Source organism: Paenibacillus sp. FSL F4-0087, assembly GCF_038020215.1.
Taxonomy (GTDB): domain Bacteria; phylum Bacillota; class Bacilli; order Paenibacillales; family Paenibacillaceae; genus Paenibacillus; species Paenibacillus taichungensis.
Genome location: NZ_JBBODJ010000001.1, coordinates 5629758 through 5646153, shown reverse-complemented (window position 1 = coordinate 5646153; position 16396 = coordinate 5629758). Strand labels below are relative to the sequence as shown.

17 protein-coding genes and 1 pseudogene are annotated in these 16396 nt (G+C 41.8%); 8 read left to right on the top strand and 10 right to left on the bottom strand.

Annotated features, from left to right (window positions below; genetic code table 11):
• Positions 1 to 23: 23 nt before the first annotated feature.
• Both MHB84_RS25990 and MHB84_RS25985 read left to right on the top strand, forming a co-directional pair.
• Entirely contained in the window at positions 24 to 1979 is a 1956-nt protein-coding gene (locus tag MHB84_RS25990; RefSeq protein WP_256716810.1) for an ATP-dependent DNA helicase, read from the top strand.
• Positions 1980 to 2124: 145 nt separating this feature from the next.
• On the top strand, positions 2125 to 2652 hold the full coding sequence (locus tag MHB84_RS25985) for a DinB family protein (protein ID WP_076289269.1): 528 nt from the start codon (positions 2125 to 2127) through the stop codon (positions 2650 to 2652).
• A 6-nt stretch (positions 2653 to 2658) separates the two neighbouring features.
• Here the strand turns inward: MHB84_RS25985 and MHB84_RS25980 are convergent, their stop codons facing one another.
• Positions 2659 to 3732 carry an NAD(P)H-dependent flavin oxidoreductase gene (locus MHB84_RS25980; protein WP_076289268.1) on the bottom strand — a complete coding sequence of 358 codons (1074 nt, stop codon included), beginning with the start codon at positions 3730 to 3732 and terminating at the stop codon, positions 2659 to 2661.
• A 132-nt stretch (positions 3733 to 3864) separates the two neighbouring features.
• Between MHB84_RS25980 and MHB84_RS25975 the strand changes: the two genes are divergently transcribed.
• Entirely contained in the window at positions 3865 to 4740 is an 876-nt protein-coding gene (locus MHB84_RS25975) for a LysR family transcriptional regulator (RefSeq protein ID WP_076289267.1), read from the top strand.
• Between the two features lie 87 nt (positions 4741 to 4827).
• Here MHB84_RS25975 and MHB84_RS25970 read toward each other — a convergent pair whose 3' ends face one another.
• Together MHB84_RS25970 and MHB84_RS25965 are read right to left on the bottom strand one after the other, a co-directional pair.
• Positions 4828 to 5292 carry a hypothetical protein gene (locus MHB84_RS25970; RefSeq protein ID WP_064637420.1) on the bottom strand — a complete coding sequence of 155 codons (465 nt, stop codon included), beginning with the start codon at positions 5290 to 5292 and terminating at the stop codon, positions 4828 to 4830.
• 19 nt (positions 5293 to 5311) lie between these two features.
• Positions 5312 to 5790 (bottom strand): annotated as a pseudogene (locus tag MHB84_RS25965) (GyrI-like domain-containing protein).
• A 107-nt stretch (positions 5791 to 5897) separates the two neighbouring features.
• Between MHB84_RS25965 and MHB84_RS25960 the strand changes: the two are divergent.
• Positions 5898 to 6860 (top strand): helix-turn-helix transcriptional regulator, encoded by a 963-nt coding sequence (locus tag MHB84_RS25960; RefSeq protein WP_076289266.1) that lies wholly within the window; start codon positions 5898 to 5900, stop codon positions 6858 to 6860.
• Positions 6861 to 7052: 192 nt separating this feature from the next.
• On the opposite strand, the gene MHB84_RS25955 is transcribed toward MHB84_RS25960, so the two are convergent.
• Positions 7053 to 8084: a ketopantoate reductase family protein gene (locus MHB84_RS25955; protein ID WP_076289265.1), complete on the bottom strand. Its 1032-nt coding sequence runs from the start codon at positions 8082 to 8084 to the stop codon at positions 7053 to 7055.
• Between the two features lie 43 nt (positions 8085 to 8127).
• Positions 8128 to 8871, bottom strand: a complete 744-nt coding sequence (locus MHB84_RS25950; RefSeq protein WP_076289264.1) for an acetoacetate decarboxylase — start codon at positions 8869 to 8871, stop codon at positions 8128 to 8130.
• 161 nt (positions 8872 to 9032) lie between these two features.
• Between MHB84_RS25950 and MHB84_RS25945 the strand changes: the two genes are divergently transcribed.
• Positions 9033 to 9917, top strand: a complete 885-nt coding sequence (locus tag MHB84_RS25945) for a LysR family transcriptional regulator (protein WP_076289263.1) — start codon at positions 9033 to 9035, stop codon at positions 9915 to 9917.
• A gap of 59 nt (positions 9918 to 9976) precedes the next feature.
• On the opposite strand, the gene MHB84_RS25940 is transcribed toward MHB84_RS25945, so the two are convergent.
• Complete coding sequence (locus MHB84_RS25940) at positions 9977 to 10492, bottom strand: AAA family ATPase (RefSeq protein WP_076289262.1); 516 nt, start codon at positions 10490 to 10492, stop codon at positions 9977 to 9979.
• 80 nt (positions 10493 to 10572) lie between these two features.
• Positions 10573 to 11484 carry a helix-turn-helix transcriptional regulator gene (locus MHB84_RS25935; RefSeq protein WP_076289261.1) on the bottom strand — a complete coding sequence of 304 codons (912 nt, stop codon included), beginning with the start codon at positions 11482 to 11484 and terminating at the stop codon, positions 10573 to 10575.
• A gap of 109 nt (positions 11485 to 11593) precedes the next feature.
• Between MHB84_RS25935 and MHB84_RS25930 the strand changes: the two genes are divergently transcribed.
• Both MHB84_RS25930 and MHB84_RS25925 read left to right on the top strand, forming a co-directional pair.
• Positions 11594 to 12058, top strand: coding sequence for a VOC family protein (locus tag MHB84_RS25930; protein WP_076289260.1), 465 nt, complete (start codon positions 11594 to 11596; stop codon positions 12056 to 12058).
• Positions 12048 to 12629, top strand: a complete 582-nt coding sequence (locus tag MHB84_RS25925) for a YdeI/OmpD-associated family protein (RefSeq protein WP_076289259.1) — start codon at positions 12048 to 12050, stop codon at positions 12627 to 12629. The genes MHB84_RS25930 and MHB84_RS25925 overlap by 11 nt, the downstream gene beginning before the upstream one ends.
• A 25-nt stretch (positions 12630 to 12654) precedes the next feature.
• Here the strand turns inward: MHB84_RS25925 and MHB84_RS25920 are convergent, their stop codons facing one another.
• Positions 12655 to 13638 carry an aldo/keto reductase gene (locus MHB84_RS25920; RefSeq protein WP_076289258.1) on the bottom strand — a complete coding sequence of 328 codons (984 nt, stop codon included), beginning with the start codon at positions 13636 to 13638 and terminating at the stop codon, positions 12655 to 12657.
• 186 nt (positions 13639 to 13824) lie between these two features.
• Between MHB84_RS25920 and MHB84_RS25915 the strand changes: the two genes are divergently transcribed.
• A complete protein-coding gene (locus tag MHB84_RS25915) occupies positions 13825 to 14706 on the top strand; it encodes a LysR family transcriptional regulator (RefSeq protein ID WP_076289257.1) in 882 nt (293 codons plus the stop codon).
• Between the two features lie 172 nt (positions 14707 to 14878).
• Here MHB84_RS25915 and MHB84_RS25910 read toward each other — a convergent pair whose 3' ends face one another.
• A complete protein-coding gene (locus MHB84_RS25910; protein ID WP_076289256.1) occupies positions 14879 to 15847 on the bottom strand; it encodes a hypothetical protein in 969 nt (322 codons plus the stop codon).
• Positions 15844 to 16338: an RNA polymerase sigma factor gene (locus tag MHB84_RS25905; RefSeq protein WP_076289255.1), complete on the bottom strand. Its 495-nt coding sequence runs from the start codon at positions 16336 to 16338 to the stop codon at positions 15844 to 15846. The genes MHB84_RS25910 and MHB84_RS25905 overlap by 4 nt, the downstream gene beginning before the upstream one ends.
• Positions 16339 to 16396: the final 58 nt, after the last annotated feature.

Below are 16396 nucleotides of genomic sequence, written 5' to 3'. Positions count from 1 at the left end.
CAAAAAAGGAAATCGAACGATCTTTGGTTAACGCCATCTTCCGAATCTATGATCGGTTCCCTCGAATTGGTCTTAGAGAGCGAATCGGGCAGCAAGAAATGTCTCTCGATATAGCCGATGCTTATATCCACGGGCATAACGCCATGATTGAAGCTGGTGTCGGAATCGGCAAGTCTTTTGGCTACCTGATACCGAGCCTGCTCATGAATCAAATGTCGCAGAAACCGGTCATTATAGCCACATCTTCCATTCAGCTTTCGGAACAGATACATAAAGATTTAAGAGTCATTGGTAGCAGGTTGGGCTTCACAACAGTTCGCTCTGTCGTTGGGAAAGGTATGGGGCAGTATGCGTGCCGAAGTAGGGCCGCGGAATGGAGCAGGCCTGATAATCCGAACTCCTCACTGTCTACCCTTGCCCAGCGCATTTTAGATTTTGAAATTGATGAAAGAGCGGATATTAAAGCTGGAATTAGTGATGCCGAATGGTCCAACTTTTCCGTAAATGATTGTAAATTTGAACGTTGCCATCATAAAAATGCATGCTTGTTTTACGATATGAGAGCTAAATTAAATGCAAAGGCTCATGAGATTGATTTTATTATTGTGAACCAGGACCTGCTCATACGGGATTTGATGAAGAAAAAAGAAGGAACCAAGAGTATCATCTCAGAACAGCCTGCTCTGATCGTCATTGATGAAGCGCATAATCTGGAAGCAAAAGTTCGAGATGCCAGAACGCTTGAGTTTACTTATCGGGGAATCAGCCGCATTCTGGATAATACTGTACAGCTTCTAACGAAGCAGTCCGGGGATAAAAGTCTCTTCTCACAATCCAAGTTTATAAAAAAATGTGTTGAACGAATCTTCCAACAGATAAACGCGGATCTGCTCCACCATGCGAAGCAGGATAGCGACCGTATAAAAGTGTCGGAAATCAAAGGTATACCGTTAAACCAAGTCTCGAACGATTTGAAAGATCTTAGTCTTCGCCTTTCCATTTTGACCTCCCGTCACGAACGGGAGATTGATGACGCTTTTGAAGCTATAAACGGGCTTATTACCCTCATCCATGTTTTGGCTGAAATAGAGGATAACTATCTCATATGGGCAAGCAGTCCCTTGGGAGTAGCCACAATCAGCATCTGTCCCAAAGATATAAGCCAATTTCTGAAGTATGCTTTATTTAATGGCAAAGCGCCTGTTATCCTAACATCGGCAACGCTGTGCCAAGGTGGGGATACGCTGGAGGAACAATACTCTTATTTGACGCAGTCCCTCGGTTATAAGGGGGATTTTATGGATCGAAAATCCTCCCCTTTTGATTACACCAACCATACCATGATGTACATCTCCAACAAAGTTCCATATTACCACCATGATCAGCGCGAAAACTATCTTGAAGCAGCCTACAACGAATTGGTTCAACTTTGTAATTTAACACAAGGAAGAACAATCGTCCTTTTTTCAGCAAAGGAAGACATGAAATACATTCATAAGAAGCTAATTTCAAGGCCTGATGAATATAAAGGGGCAGTTCATGTTCAGAAAGAGGGATCTTCCCAGGACAGTGTCATCGCCGAATTCAGGAAAAGCAAAGGTGTGCTCCTGGGTACCGGTGTATTCTGGGAAGGCGTGAATATCGAGGGTTCTGACCTGTCACAGGTCATTATTTTCCGGCTGCCCTTCCCTGTTCCTTCGGATCCTATTTATGAATATAAGGCATCTGTAACGAAGAATTCGTTCATGGAGGTGTTTGTACCGGATATGCTTCTCCGGTTAAGGCAAGGAACGGGACGCTTGATTCGCAGTGAAACGGATCTTGGCATACTCAGCATACTCGACTCCCGTCTCAGCGCAGCGGCAAAAAAGAGTTACCGGGAACAGGTGCTGGATACGCTGCCATTCAAAAAAGTGACTGAGGATTTTTCGACTTTGGAAAAATTTGTTCAACAAAAAGGGATACGACGTACGGATTGATCGTGGAACAACCCAACCATATAACTTTGCAAATCACATGAAATAGGCCCTTCCACCCATAAAGCGGAGGGGCCTATTCAATGCTTGAAGTAAGATATATGCTACAATATATTCCAGATCTAAGAATCCCAAAGGAGGCAATTACATGGTTGAAAGACCGACTACAGAGGAGTATGCAGCTTTTTATGAAGGGTACATCCAGCTTGTTCCTGAAGGGAACATCATCGAACAGTTAGAGCAGCAGGCCAACATCGTACAAACTTTGCTTTCTTCATTAACAGAGGAGCAAGCAAACTATCGTTACGCCGAAGGCAAATGGAGCGTGAAGGAGGTCATCGGCCACCTTTTGGATAATGAACGCATCATGAGCAGTCGATTGCTTCGCATCGCCAGAGGCGACAAAGCGAATCATCCTGGCTACGATCAGGACGTGCTTATGCAGAGCCAACCTTTTAACGCGTATACCGTAGCCGATTTGAACGAAGAATATGTCATCACACGCCGCTCTACCATTCTTATGCTCCGTCACCTCACGCCGGAAGCTTGGCTCTGTAGAGGGATCGTCAGTGATAATCCTGCTTCAGCTCGATCGATCGCCTATATTTTGGTTGGACATGAGCTTCACCATTTATCAGTACTTCGCGATCGTTATTCGCTGGATGTGAAATTATAATCCCAACTAAATTATATTTCTGGCTTCTTCTACAATTTGATTGATGATATCGCCTGCAGATTGGTTATCTGTTAACATTCTCGTTCCCTGACCTGCCCAAAGGGCCATATACTCGGGATTATTTTGCTTAGCTGAAGCATTTCTAATCTCGCGAGTTAATGTATTTTGGGTAGGAAAGGTTAGCGGCTTAATACTGGATGCTTCCCAATGTTGTATAAAGTCGTTCTTGATGCCACGCGCCGGCCGGCCAGAAAAGGCATTTGTAATTACGGTGCTTTCCTCTGTGCTATCAAGCAATGCACGTTTATATACCTCATGTGCGCCAGACTCAACTGATGTTAAGAAACGAGTTCCCATTTGTACACCTTGAGCTCCTAAAGCGAGTGAAGCCACCAGTCCTCTGCCATCCATAATTCCGCCGGCAGCAATGACTGGAATATGAACGTGATCTACAATTTGTGGGACTAGTGCCATGGTTCCGATATTTGCTCCACTAGGCTGAGATGATACATCAAAAGTTCCTCGATGCCCTCCTGCTTCACTACCTTGTGCAACGATGACATCACATCCGCGCTTCTCCGCTTGAATAGCTTCCTCTACCGTGGTGACCTTACTCATAATTTTGATCCCTAACGATTTTGCCTTCTGCATATGATGCTCGGAAAATAATCCAAACGTTGTACTAATAATCGGAACTTTTTCGTCCAGCAAGATGGCAAACTGTTCTTCAAAATGATTGGGTGTACGTATTTCATCTTGAGCACGCTGCTTCACACCCAAGGATTCTCGAATTGGGGTCAACTCTTCGTTTACCGCCTCAAAATTCGTATAGTGATCCGGTCCAACATGAGCAAAAATATTTATGGCAAACGGTGCTTGCGTCCATTTTTTAACCTCGTGTATCGCGCCTCTTAGTTCCTCAGGACTCATATAGGCAGCGCCTAACGTCCCTAACCCACCTGCATTAGAAACCGCAGCGACCAGGGGTGCCATGTTTGCAATACCCGCCATCCCCGCAAGAACGATTGGATAACGAATATTGAAGCTTTCACAGAACTTACTGTTTAATTGAATAGACATCGAGGTTCCCTCCTCATCAATTCGGATTCCATTCTTTATAGTTTACATCGAGTTTATCCATCTTGTATAATCCGTAAATCAGATGTTATATATCATGATTTCAGATAGATTGTTTTCTAAAGGAGGGTCAACTTGGATATTCACTTGCTGGAGATTTTCATTCAAACCGCTCATGAAGGGAGTATTTCCAAAACAGCTAAAAGCCTAAATTATGCTCAATCCAATGTTACACACAAAATTCAACAGTTAGAGGCCGATCTTCAAACCGTCTTATTCTATCGCCACAAAAAGGGAGTTACACTTACTCCTTCTGGACAAGTTTTAGTAGGTTATGCCGAAAAGATACTAAATACCATTAACGAAGCCAAAGCCGCAGTAGGAAGCAGCTCCATTCCTTCAGGTCCTCTCATTATCGGTTCTATGGAAACAACTGCAGCGGTTCGGCTGCCTTCCGTTTTCGCGCAATATCATTTGAAATATCCGAATGTAGATTTTTCTTTAGTTACAGGGCCAACAGAAAGGCTGCTTCATGGAGTCCTGCATTATGAACTGCATGGAGCTTTTGTTTCCGGTCCGATAGAACACCCAGATCTCACGCAAGATAAAGTCATTGAAGAGAGGCTTGTTCTTGTTACTTCACCCAAGCATCCCCGGATACAATCGATTCATGAGTTACAAAATCATACGATGCTGGTTTTTCCCAAAGGATGTTCATACCGAGCCAAGCTTAACACTCTCTTACAAGAAGAAGGATTATTGCCTGTGAAATTAATGGAATTTGGAACCCTCGAAACGATAATTGCTTGTGTTAGCGCAGGTATGGGTATCACTTTACTGCCTTATTCCATCATTTCGGATTATGAAGTACGTGACAAGGTAACCTGCCACTCCTTACCGGAGAAGTATTCTTCAGTAACAACCATGTTCGTTAAACGAAAAGACACCCTCATTACACCGGCACTATCTGCTTTTTTAGATGAAACTAAGAAAGAAATTCTCCAAAGCTAGCTGTACCGATAAAACAAAAAAAGCCGCTATTACAGCGACTTTCAATGGGGCTATGCTCTGTTTCCTCCACTTACGCTTTTGCCCACTTCAATACTCTCTCTTGATTACAAAAAATGAACCCCGAATCGTTCCAGCTAACTTAGATTTCTGTCTGGCAAACTTAAACTTGCCTTCCAACTCCGCTGGAACTTCCATCCCCTCAGAAAGCTTAAAACCCACGGCCCGCTTCTTAGGGTCATCCACCGTATACATGACATTGAGTCCAAGACCATCTTCATAAAAGACGTAGGAAAATCGAATGTTTTCTACTTGAAAAGCGGATGTTTCCAAGGGCTTGGCTGCAAACTCAATATCACGTTCTTCCTTCAAAATTCGTGTTACATAGTCAAGGGTGTCCTGACTTTCGCTAGCAGGAACAACCGTAAATTCATGCTTATATTTGTTCATAAAATAACGGGCTTCATTCGCACGTAAACCTGCAAGTGCTGCTGCTACTGGTGAAGACTCTAATCCGACCGTAGACACATTTTTAAAATCAACGATATACGACATTCCGATCTCTCCTTCAAGTTTATTTCTTAATAACAGGAATCCATATTTCACCAAATAACAAGCCGTTTCGTTGTCCCATCTCAACCGTAGTATTTGGCCCACCGACATAAGCATAATTCGTTTCCGTTGGAAGGACTTGACCAAAAGCAACGCCAGTAAGGTTATTACTTAACTCATCAGATGTTGCCCCTTCCCCTTTAACGACTAGGTACTCACCTTTAGGGAATTGGATCACTCTGGTTGCTTCTGGCAGTGTTTCTTCTGTCATGACGCCAGCATAATGCATCATCTTGTTATTCACCGCTTCGTTCACAGCAAAAATATAGTCATTTGTCGCTATTGCTTTTAAAGAGTCCAGACTTCCATCTTCTTTCACAGCCGACCAAAAATCAGCCTTTTCTTTGTTAATACCAGCATAGTCTGTGTAGTTGCTCTTAAGCTCCGTTCCAATACCCAAAACGATAAAGCTGTCTTTTCTTCAAAATTATAATTACTCATTCGTAACACCATCCTCTTTAAATTTATCAATGCATTTGTCTTTTCACTTGATGGGTTTATAATAACCTTAAATCATGTCAAATTATGATACTGTTTAGGAGGACCCGATGAAAAAAGTTGAACGGATTAATATCATCATGAGGTATATTAACAACCGTGCTCACTTTACCATTTCTGAAATCATGCGGGAATTTAACATCTCTCGTTCGACTGCTATTCGAGATATCCGAGAAATTGAAGCTATGGGCATGCCACTTGTCGCTGAAGTTGGGAGAGATGGGGGTTATTTTGTCATGAACAACTCTGTCTTGCCTACGGTCCGCTTTACGGATAATGAAATTAAAGCTCTTTTCCTCGCCTTTATGGCAACCCGAAATCAACAACTCCCTTATCTAAAGAGCCGTCAGTCTTTAACCGAAAAGTTACTGGGCCTCATCTCCAAAAATCAGCAAGATGACCTTGTTCTTTTAAATCAAATATTGCTTTTTGAAGGGACAAACCCCCATAATCCCGACTTGCTTGATCTGTCAGACCTGCCCCACCCTATGTTGGAAAAACTCATCCAGCTTCTTCTAATAGAAAGCTCTTTGTTGGTTACCGTCCAGGAAGAAAGGGAAATAAAGTCGTATCCCATATATCTCCTGCACCTTTATCGTGAGAAAAGCCTATGGATCATTGAGGCCTTCGACTTAGAGGAAGAAAAGCGGCGGATTTTATCTGTCGACAATCTCACCCATATAGAACCCTTTCCTACGAAGAAAAAGGTAAGTAAGAAAAAAATTTTAGAAAAATTAAGTAAGCAGGAAGAAATGATCAACCTTGTCCTTGAACTAGGTCCAAAGGCGATTGCACAGTTCAAGAAATATCACCCTTTAAAGCTTTCACTTTCTTATACGAACCCTTACCAAACTACAGCCGTTATAAAGACGTTTATCAACGTTCATCATGCAGAAGAATTAACCGAAATAACCAATTGGTTGCTTTTCTTGGGTGGAGATATCCAGGTTAAGGAGATGCCAGAAGAAATTTTAGCAGGTGTACAAGAGAAATTAAGCTTATTTTGCCCATAAGTAGTAGTGGATAGTTAAACCCAAATAATTTTGAACTTGATCTTGCTTTTTATTATCTGCTGTTTCTACTGAGATCTACTATGGGACATTATCCCAATTGCCCTAAGCTTTAAGGAAACGTTTAGCGATAAAAAAACGCATTGAGGAATTATCTCCTCAACACGTTTTCTGGCGATCTACAAATCGCTTATATCATCTGTTATTATTAAGCTCTTCAAAGAACTTAATATTAGTCTCGAAATCAGGCACGGTTTGAGATTCTTCAGCTTGTTTAACTAATTTTACAACCATATCATTATAAGGTGTTGAGATTTGTTTGCCTGAAGCTGACCGTGGAACTACTCCATTAATATAATCAATTTCGGTCTGCCGTTGCTTTTCGAGATCCTGTAACATGCTTGCTTTTAACAGTCTGGAGGACTCCATGAGAATCCGAAGTGTTTCAATTCGTTCCGGGATATCCTTATCACGTTGTATTTCCAAAGATTCAATATCAAAGCCACCCATCGTGGCAAATTTCACACCATTTGCGTGTCCAACTTTGATTGTTTCATCGGCAATACGGACGGCACTTACAATACTAATATCATGATCAAGCACAACGCCATACTCCACGTTTAGTGCTGCAGATAGGCCGCTAAATGCATTGTTAATAAGCAATTTAGACCACTTCGTGCCAACCAGGTTATCGGAAATATGTGTTCCACCCACAAGGTCTAGTATAGATTTGATCTGTTGAATTCTTTCGGTTGTTTCACCATTTAATTCGCCAATTTGAAAAGCGTACTGCTTAAAGCGATTGAACTCTGTTGTAAGTCTTGATACTCCCGGTTCAATAAACGTAGCACCAAATTCAACAGATCCGGCAATGACCCGTTCTCGGCCAACAATGGAAGCCACCTTTTCTTCAGGGATACCGTTTTGCAAGGAAAGCACAACACTTTGGTCATCTAAATACGGCAACAGGTCTTTTAGTACGGACTCGTTATATAGCTGTTTAGTTAGAAGCAAGACTAGATCATAAGTTCCTGACATGTCGTCAGGAGTAATGGCCTTCACCTTTGCCTGAAAATCCGTAGTGCCAGTAATTTGGGCCCCTGTCTGGTTTAATGCGTCCACATGTGCTTGATAGACATCGATCAACTCTACATCTTGTCCGCCGGCAGCAATATATGCACCAGCAATGGTTCCTAAGGAACCTGCTCCTAAAATTGCAATTCTCATATGAATTCCCCTACCTTTTCTTTTTGATTGCTTTTAATGACGTTTATTTTTCATCAGCTAAATAATCATATATAACTGTTGGAGAAGGCAGTGAAAGCTCTGTGATGATATGGGAAGCCGAAACAACCTCAATTACAGGCAAATCTGCCATCGGCGCAAGAGCATGAGCGAATAGCTCCAGTCTTGCAGGGCCTGACCAGGCACCTTGTATTTTAATATCCGTAATTTGGCTCCGGACCAATTCACAGATTCTTGGATATCCGTCATAACCAGGCATCTTTTTCAGCATATAATTTGGTTTAACAATCTCTTGTAGCGCCTCCGAATGATCAAGTGGAAAATGCTTATATCCCATGGTCGCGGTAGCCACTCTCAAAGAGCCATAATCCATAAGTCCAACCAATGTGTCGGAATCTACATACAAACTGGGTTTGCCCATTTTTTTAGGATAGGCACCTATCTCCCTGCCTGATGCGATTGCAGGAAAACTGTCTACGTACATGGCGTGGAGATAATCTCCTTCCTCCCCTTCAAAGCTCACAGGTATCACCTGACCACACTCTGTATAGGAACCAAGGCCTGTTACATCCGGCATTTTCATAATCTCAAACCTTACAAGCGGAGAGGTAACCTCCAATGGCTCCGGAACGATTTTTCTTATGCTTTCCAGATCAGTCCTATATAAAATGTTCAGATATTCGCGATTATAAAAACGATATGGCCCCAAAGGAAATGCCCCTGCATCTAGCGGAGTTGTAAATTGCTTAACCACTTCTTCCTTTCTCATCTGAACGACACCTTCCGATCTCTAATTTCTTCATTCTGTTGTCTGATTTCTCTATCGAAATGATGATTACAAAACCCATTTTACATCTCAATTTACATTTAATCTAATACATGATAATATATAAACTCATTTATTATAATAAATATAGGAGGTGCACTATAGTGGAGCTGCTTCAGTTGAAATATTTTCAGACCGTCGCTTATACAGAACATATTTCTAAGGCTGCCGAACAATTAAATATTGCTCAGCCTTCTTTAAGCCTGACGATAAAGAGACTTGAGGATGAGTTGGGTACAACCTTATTTGATCGGAAAGGAAGAAATATTCAATTGAATGCTTCCGGAAAAATCCTCTTGAACCATGTCAACAGGATCTTCACCGAAATTGAAAATGCAAGAATGGAAATACAGACGAAGGATATGGCAATTGACCATACCGTCAAAATATCGATTTCAAATCCTAGATTCCTATCTGGATTGATCAGCAGGTACATTACCCAGTGGCCGGATACCAATATACAACAAGGACTCGGAGCTAGAAATGACATCCTTGCAAGCTTAAAAAAAGGGGATATTGATTTGGGGATCGCAGGTCCACCTATAGCGGACGATGAGATTGAAAGTTGTGTCCTTATTAATGAAGATATCGTGCTAGTTTTACCATCCACTCACAAGTTTGCGACAAAATCTGAAATTTCGCTAAGCAAAGTGGCTGATGAATCTTTTATTTCCCTTGCTAATAATGAGGAATATAGCTTTTTTACAACCGAGCTTTGCAAAAAAGCAGGATTCACTCCCAAGAATATATTCGAGGTTGATTCTCATTTACTGGCAGAAATTATTAAGGTTAATCAGGGTATCGCGCTGCTCCCAATTTCGGTCTGTAGAAAATTGGATTTGATTTACGTCAGAATTGTGGATATTAATCCTACCTATCCAGTGGGACTATCTTGGGTGAAGGATAGACATTTGACTTCTTCGGCCCAAAATTTCCGGGACTTTATTATTGCATATTTTAATGATCATTACGCATTGTACAAAGTTTGAAAAACTACACATTCGGAGCATTCTGTGACTTTTTGCGACTTGAAATTAGTCATTGTTTTTCATCTATAATGCTGTAATATATCATTCACTGATTGCTCAGGTGACTGCTCCGAACTGTCCAGCCAAAATCCCATTTGAGGCGTTTCCTTCAAAAAGTCTGAATACAAATTCTCTACCGTAAAGCCAGTGTACCCTACCTTTCCTCTTGACTTTTCACGCTCTTTTACCACCTCTACCTTAGGACACAGCACAACTAACTGAACCGGATAATCCTTTAACTGCTCCATCATATAGACTAATTCCGCACCATAGTAATTATCCTGCAAAACTACAGAAAAACCATTCTCATAATAGGTTTTTGCGGCATTTGCGGCTAACTGATAACGCAAATATAATTGACGGACTGCTTCATCCGACGGTTCAGCGGACATGTCTTCGCGGCCGGATACAATCATGCGACGGAATATATCACCACGCAGATGCACGGCTTTTCCCAGCTTGGAAGCCAGCAGCTCCGACACTGTTGACTTACCAGAAGCCATTACGCCTGTAATTAAGTAGATCGCTTTTTCCATAACTAAGTACCTCCTTCTTTTCATAAAAAGAAACAACCCTATACAAAACAGAAACACTCAACATAAATAAGAATGAGCTCTTAGGAATATTTATTTAACATAGCATTTAGAAACTCTCGAAACTCTTCAACATATGCTTTAGGTTCTATGATTTCCAAATCCGTCCCGAAACTAGCTAAAAACCGAAATCCAAAGTGGTTTTGTGGCATATCTATTTCGGCTATAAGGAGTTCAGAATTGTAAGCTTCAATCCTTTTGTGACCGTACCTTTCAATAAATTGATCTTTTATTCGATGTGAGATCAATACTTTAATTGTAATTAGTTTCGGTTGATAATATTGCTCTGTTTTCTGTTCAGTCATATAATCTCTAGCAACAAATGTTTTAATATCGATATTCAGATTATCCGTTCTGGACAATTTAAAAGTTCGATATTCCATTCGATCTAAACAAAACCCCTTCAAATACCAACTCATTTCACTAAAACGAAGCTGGTATGGCTCGACCCGTCTCTGCGACTTGACTCCACTTTGATCTATATAATCGAATGTAAGTAACCTTCCTTGCTCTATTGCTTCCTGGCAGGTCTTTAAGATTTGGACAATTTCAGGACGACCATCCCAATTATAAAAAGACAGTTGAATTGTACCTCCTGAAATCGTTGAACCTATCATCGATTCAATCTTTTTAAGCGTTGATTCTATTTCGTCACTAAAGAGAATTTTTCCCAATCCACCCAGTGCAGTTAGTATATTTTCTAAATCTTTGCTACTTAAAAGTCGTTTGTCTATTTTGTATTCATCCATAATCCCGTATCCACCGTTCACTCCATTTATAGCATAAATGGGAATGTTAGATAATCCGAGTGTTTCCATATCACGTAGAATCGTCCTTTTGGACACATTGAATAATTTCGCAAATTCGGTGGCTGATACCACATTCTTTTGCAACAAGATCATTATGATCGATATTAATCTTTCAATTTTGTTCATGATAGTCCTCTTTAGGTAAATAAATTTTGAACGTAGCACTAATAGGTGACAATCTAGCTGTCACCTATTATAGCTTACACTTCATGTATTACAAGAAGGAGGTTTTATCATGTCAGTTATTGCATATTTAAATTTTGATGGGAACACTGAGCAAGCCATCGCGTTTTATTCAGAAGCTTTAAACGCAAGTGAGGTAAAAAAAGTGAAATTCAAGGATTTTCCACAAGATCCAAACTATCCTTTACCAGAAAATGAGTTAAATATGATTATGGAGTCATCGTTAGAATTCGCTGGTGGGAAAATAATGATGTCGGATCTTCTTCCTTCGATGAAGAATGTAACGGGTGAGCTGGTTAAAGGCAACAATATAATCATTAGTATCATTATTGATGATAAACAGGCAATGAAAAACTACTTTACTAATTTGTCTGAAGGCGGCTATGTGATCATGCCATTATCAGAGATGCCTTGGTCTTCCTGCTTCGGAATGTTGGTTGATAAATTTGGTATCGTTTGGAAGTTTAATAGCGACGCTTACACATTCCTGGATAGCGTAATTTCTAATGCTACTTAATGAACTGCTTCCAGCAAAGTCAAAAAGCGAATTGAGATCTTGGTTTCAAGAACATTACCTGACTGAAAATTCTTGCTGGATCGTTGTGAGTATGAAATCAACACCAGGTACACTGTTGTATCTGGATGCTGTTGAAGAAGCTTTGTGTTTTGGATGGATTGATGGACAAAAAAAGAAAATTTCCCTGACTCAATTAGCTCAAAGACTATCTCCGAGAAGTAAAAAAAGTTCGTGGACTGAATTGAATAAAGAACGAGCCCGTCGCCTTGAATCGTTGGGATTAATGACAGATGAAGGTCGAAAGGCTCTCCCTGATCTCAGTTACGAATCATTTAAAATTGACCCTATTATTGAGCAGAGGTTAAAAGAGGACACGGATGTGTATCAGAATTTTGCGGCATTCCCAGATCTTTATAAAAGAATTCGAATCGACACCATCCAAAGCTATAAAAATCAACCTGAGTTATTTAACAAAAGATTAGATAAATTTATAACAAACACCAAACAAAATAAAATGTATGGTAATTGGAATGACAATGGACGCCTTTATGACCAAAACACCTCACCTTGAATATTCAAGGTGAGGTGTTTACCTTTTAATTGCCTGTCTTTTTCTTCTCGGATTCGGGATAGCGGTCACCAACAATTTGGATCTTGCTAATCTCATCATTAATTGTCATCAATTCTTGCACGGTGAAGACGATCTCGGTTGCTGCAACATTTTCTGTGATTCTACTGACATTTGTTGTCCCTGGGATAGGCACAATAGAGGGTTTCTGAGCAAGAATCCATGCTAGCGTAATTTGCGCTGTGGTTACATTTTTCTTCTCAGCCAGCTTACTCAGATACTGAACAACCACCTGATTTGCTTCCATCGCTTCCTTTGTAAATCGCGGAAGCTCGCCCCTATTGTCATTCTCTGTGAATGAAGCATTCTTGTCTAATTTTCCGGTAAGAAATCCACGACCCAGGGGACTATAGGCTACCAAACCGATCCCCAACTCATCGAGTACAGGAAAAATATCTGTTTCCAACTCTCGCCACCAAATCGAGTATTCACTTTCCACTGCCGTTAGTGGTTCAACGGTATGCGCACGACGAATCGTTGCAGCGCTCGCCTCTGACAACCCCCAGTGAAGAATCTTACCTTCTTTTTTTAGTTTTTGCATCGTCAACGCCACATCTTCAATTGGAACCTTTGGATCAACACGGTGGATGTAGTATAAATCGATATAATCCGTTTTTAATCTTTTTAATGATCCTTCAACTGAACGAATAATGGATTCTGGTCGGCTGTCCAGTTCATTTGTTGTGCTAGCAATCTTATGGCCTCCTTTCGTTGCAATTTGTACCTTATGCCGATGACCTGTTAGCGCCTCACCAACAAGCTCCTCATTGGTGTATGGCCCATAAACCTCCGCTGTATCAAACATCGTGATGCCAGCATCAATAGCTGAGCGTACAACGGAAATCATTTCACCCCGGTCTTTTGCCGGTCCCCGATGGTAGTTCAGCCCCATACATCCAAATCCAACTTCAGAGGTTTCCAAACCGTTGATTCCCAAAATTCTTTTCTTCATCATCGTTTCCTTTCTTAACCGTATTTTTTATCAGTCTCATAAATTTGTATAAGAGTATCTACTCCTATGGTAATTTCCAAAGCGAAAGATTTCTAATACCTATGATGAATTTTTTATCATGCCTAATGTGTATCGTATAATTATCTGTAAGTTATCCATTAGTGGACTTATGGAAGGATGATTAGAATGGATATTCGTGTTTTGAAGTATTTTTTAACTGTGTCTAACGTAGGCAATATAACAAAAGCAGCAGAAATCCTTCACATTACACAACCAACACTAAGCAGACAGCTTATGGATCTTGAAGAAGAGCTGGGTACTCGTTTGTTTATACGGGGCAAGAGGCAAATTACGCTGACTGATAGCGGGTTACTTTTTCAACAACGAGTAAAAGAAATTATTTCCCTTCTAGATAAGACAGAAAGAGATCTGGTAGAACAAAAAGATTTGATTGGTGGGGTTGTTTCTATTGGATGTGTTGAGTCCACCGTTTCTAGAGCGTTGCCAGAATTACTAGAGGAATTCTCCAATCGGCACCCTAGGGTACAATATGAATTGTACAGCGCAGATGGAGATGACATTAGAGAGAAACTTGATCGAGGAAATATCGATATCGGTATATTTTTGGAACCAATTGAAGCTGCAAAATATGAATATATTCGATTACCCTATGAGGAAAAGTGGGGGATTCTGATGAGACGTGATGATCCTCTTGCTCAGAAAAAATCTATTGGTATTGAAGATATTCTTGCTTTACCCTTAATTCCACCCCGACGTACAATTGTACAAAATGAGATTGCAAGCTGGCTTGGAGTTGAGAATGATAGCCTGTCAATTTTTGCATCACATAATTTACTGACGAATGCTATGCTGTTGGTAGAACGGAAACTTGGATATGCCATTTGTGTGAGTGGATCTTATACGATCCGGGAAAGTAGTCGTACTTGTTTTGTTCCATTTGAACCTGAACGAACCACTAGCCATGTACTCGCATGGAAAAAGAATAAAATATTCAGTTCAGCTACTGCACACTTTATTCAGTTTATAAAAGATAGCTATCAAACTTAATCTCCATGATTATTTAAATAACCCAAAGCCCACGTACTGCTCCAAATTGAGCAATACGTGGGCTTTTACGATCTTAATTCATCTGAACAGTTAGGTGACCTTCTCCGGTATTTTTGGATTCAGCATGAAGTCATCTCCCTAATCCAAATGTTCATCCATCGCTGGCTTCGCCTTACTTGCCCATGCTGTTCCAGAACGCTTGGAAGGCGCCTTTCTCGATTTCGAAGAATACCGGTACATTGCCATAACGCACCAGACCTTCCCCAAATAGGACTAATTGGACCTGCGTCTTATCTTCGAGCGTCAGGTAGATGATCTTGCGATCTTCCTGCCCGTATAGGCGCTCCTCCAGTTCAGGGCTTGTCGCTACCGGTTTGGCAGCGTATAGCGCTGAGATAAAGCTGTTCAGCGATTTGTCCGCTGCGAACGGTTGCAGCTGCTGCAAGCCGTTGTTCCAGCTGGCGAAGGTCTCCCACTGCGCCGAAGTGACGTTGCCTTCGAGATGAAGCTTGCCGATCAGGTCTTCACCGTTGCCGATAGCGATGCCGTTGCTCTGGTCAAACAGTTGGGCATACCCCTGACCATCGATCTCGGTGTAGGACATGATGCGGAATTTCGTGTCATAGCCGTTGACCGCATAGATGTCTGCTTCTCCAATGTTGGAGGCCAGCTCCGTGTACTCCCCCTTGTCACTCAGCTCATGAATGCCCCCGGTCGTAGTACCGAGCTTCTCGCCTCGCAGGGCAAGCGCATCCGCACCATCAAGTGATGTAGCAGACTGTGTATAGACATTGCCCTGATAAACCACCAGTTGAAGCATATCGGCTTTCACGCCATTCTTGGAATCCGGCAGCTCTGTCTTCGGAATCACCACAGGGTCGAATGATGCACCCGGAGTGACCTGTGCCACCTGCGTCGCTGGCGCGGCTGGTCCGCTCACTTGCTGCCATATGCTTGGCGCCGCGAGTCCAACACTGGCAGCAATGACAACGCTCGCTGCAATGTATAGAGGTTTTCGCCGGCGCTTTTGTTCATGACGTTGTGTGTTCAAGGTTTGCTCTATCCGTTTTTTCATTTGGTCATTTGTTTTCATATGGTCCACCGCTTTCTTATAATTTCGTTTGAATTGTTCCTCGTTCATTGGGGTTCTTCTCCTTCCAGCTCCAGTTTTAACAGCTGTCTTCCCCGCTTCAATCGCATCTTCACTGCAGACTCGCTGATCTGCAGAATCTCGCCGATTTCCCGGATCGGATAATCTTCGTAATAGTACAAATGAACCACCGATCTATACTTGACGGGCAGTGACAGCACGAGTTCAATCAGTGCCTGATCTTCGGGGTCGTCTGTCGTAAGGGGATCTGCTCCCTCCAGCTTGACCTCTCGTTTGCGCCAGCCTCTGCCTAATAAGGATTTACAATGATTGGTGATGACCCGGATCAACCATGCTTTCTGATGTTCTGCATCGTTGAACGTAGGGGCTTTTTCCATTAACTTGATGAAGGTATCCTGAGTGGCTTCCTCCGCGTCCTCTCTCCTGCCGAGGTGCACCATGGCAATCCGGAACAGCGTATCCGCGTAAGTCTCATAGACTTTCATCATATGATCTCCCCGTTGGGGCATTGATCGCTGCATGGTTGTTCTGCCCTCCTTTATATCTCTAACACTCTCAAGGACGGCATTTGGTCACATT

Excerpts from the sequence above, each read along its gene's own strand:
- MHB84_RS25985 (WP_076289269.1), top strand. The coding sequence starts at position 2,125 with ATGGTTGAAAGACCGACTACAGAGGAGTATGCAGCTTTTTATGAAGGG.
- MHB84_RS25980 (WP_076289268.1), bottom strand. The coding sequence starts at position 3,732 with ATGTCTATTCAATTAAACAGTAAGTTCTGTGAAAGCTTCAATATTCGT.
- MHB84_RS25970 (WP_064637420.1), bottom strand. The coding sequence starts at position 5,292 with ATGTCGTATATCGTTGATTTTAAAAATGTGTCTACGGTCGGATTAGAG.
- MHB84_RS25960 (WP_076289266.1), top strand. The coding sequence starts at position 5,898 with ATGAAAAAAGTTGAACGGATTAATATCATCATGAGGTATATTAACAAC.
- MHB84_RS25955 (WP_076289265.1), bottom strand. The coding sequence starts at position 8,084 with ATGAGAATTGCAATTTTAGGAGCAGGTTCCTTAGGAACCATTGCTGGT.
- MHB84_RS25950 (WP_076289264.1), bottom strand. The coding sequence starts at position 8,871 with ATGAGAAAGGAAGAAGTGGTTAAGCAATTTACAACTCCGCTAGATGCA.
- MHB84_RS25940 (WP_076289262.1), bottom strand. The coding sequence starts at position 10,492 with ATGGAAAAAGCGATCTACTTAATTACAGGCGTAATGGCTTCTGGTAAG.
- MHB84_RS25935 (WP_076289261.1), bottom strand. The coding sequence starts at position 11,484 with ATGAACAAAATTGAAAGATTAATATCGATCATAATGATCTTGTTGCAA.
- MHB84_RS25930 (WP_076289260.1), top strand. The coding sequence starts at position 11,594 with ATGTCAGTTATTGCATATTTAAATTTTGATGGGAACACTGAGCAAGCC.
- MHB84_RS25925 (WP_076289259.1), top strand. The coding sequence starts at position 12,048 with ATGCTACTTAATGAACTGCTTCCAGCAAAGTCAAAAAGCGAATTGAGA.
- MHB84_RS25920 (WP_076289258.1), bottom strand. The coding sequence starts at position 13,638 with ATGAAGAAAAGAATTTTGGGAATCAACGGTTTGGAAACCTCTGAAGTT.
- MHB84_RS25915 (WP_076289257.1), top strand. The coding sequence starts at position 13,825 with ATGGATATTCGTGTTTTGAAGTATTTTTTAACTGTGTCTAACGTAGGC.
- MHB84_RS25910 (WP_076289256.1), bottom strand. The coding sequence starts at position 15,847 with ATGAACGAGGAACAATTCAAACGAAATTATAAGAAAGCGGTGGACCAT.
- MHB84_RS25905 (WP_076289255.1), bottom strand. The coding sequence starts at position 16,338 with ATGCAGCGATCAATGCCCCAACGGGGAGATCATATGATGAAAGTCTAT.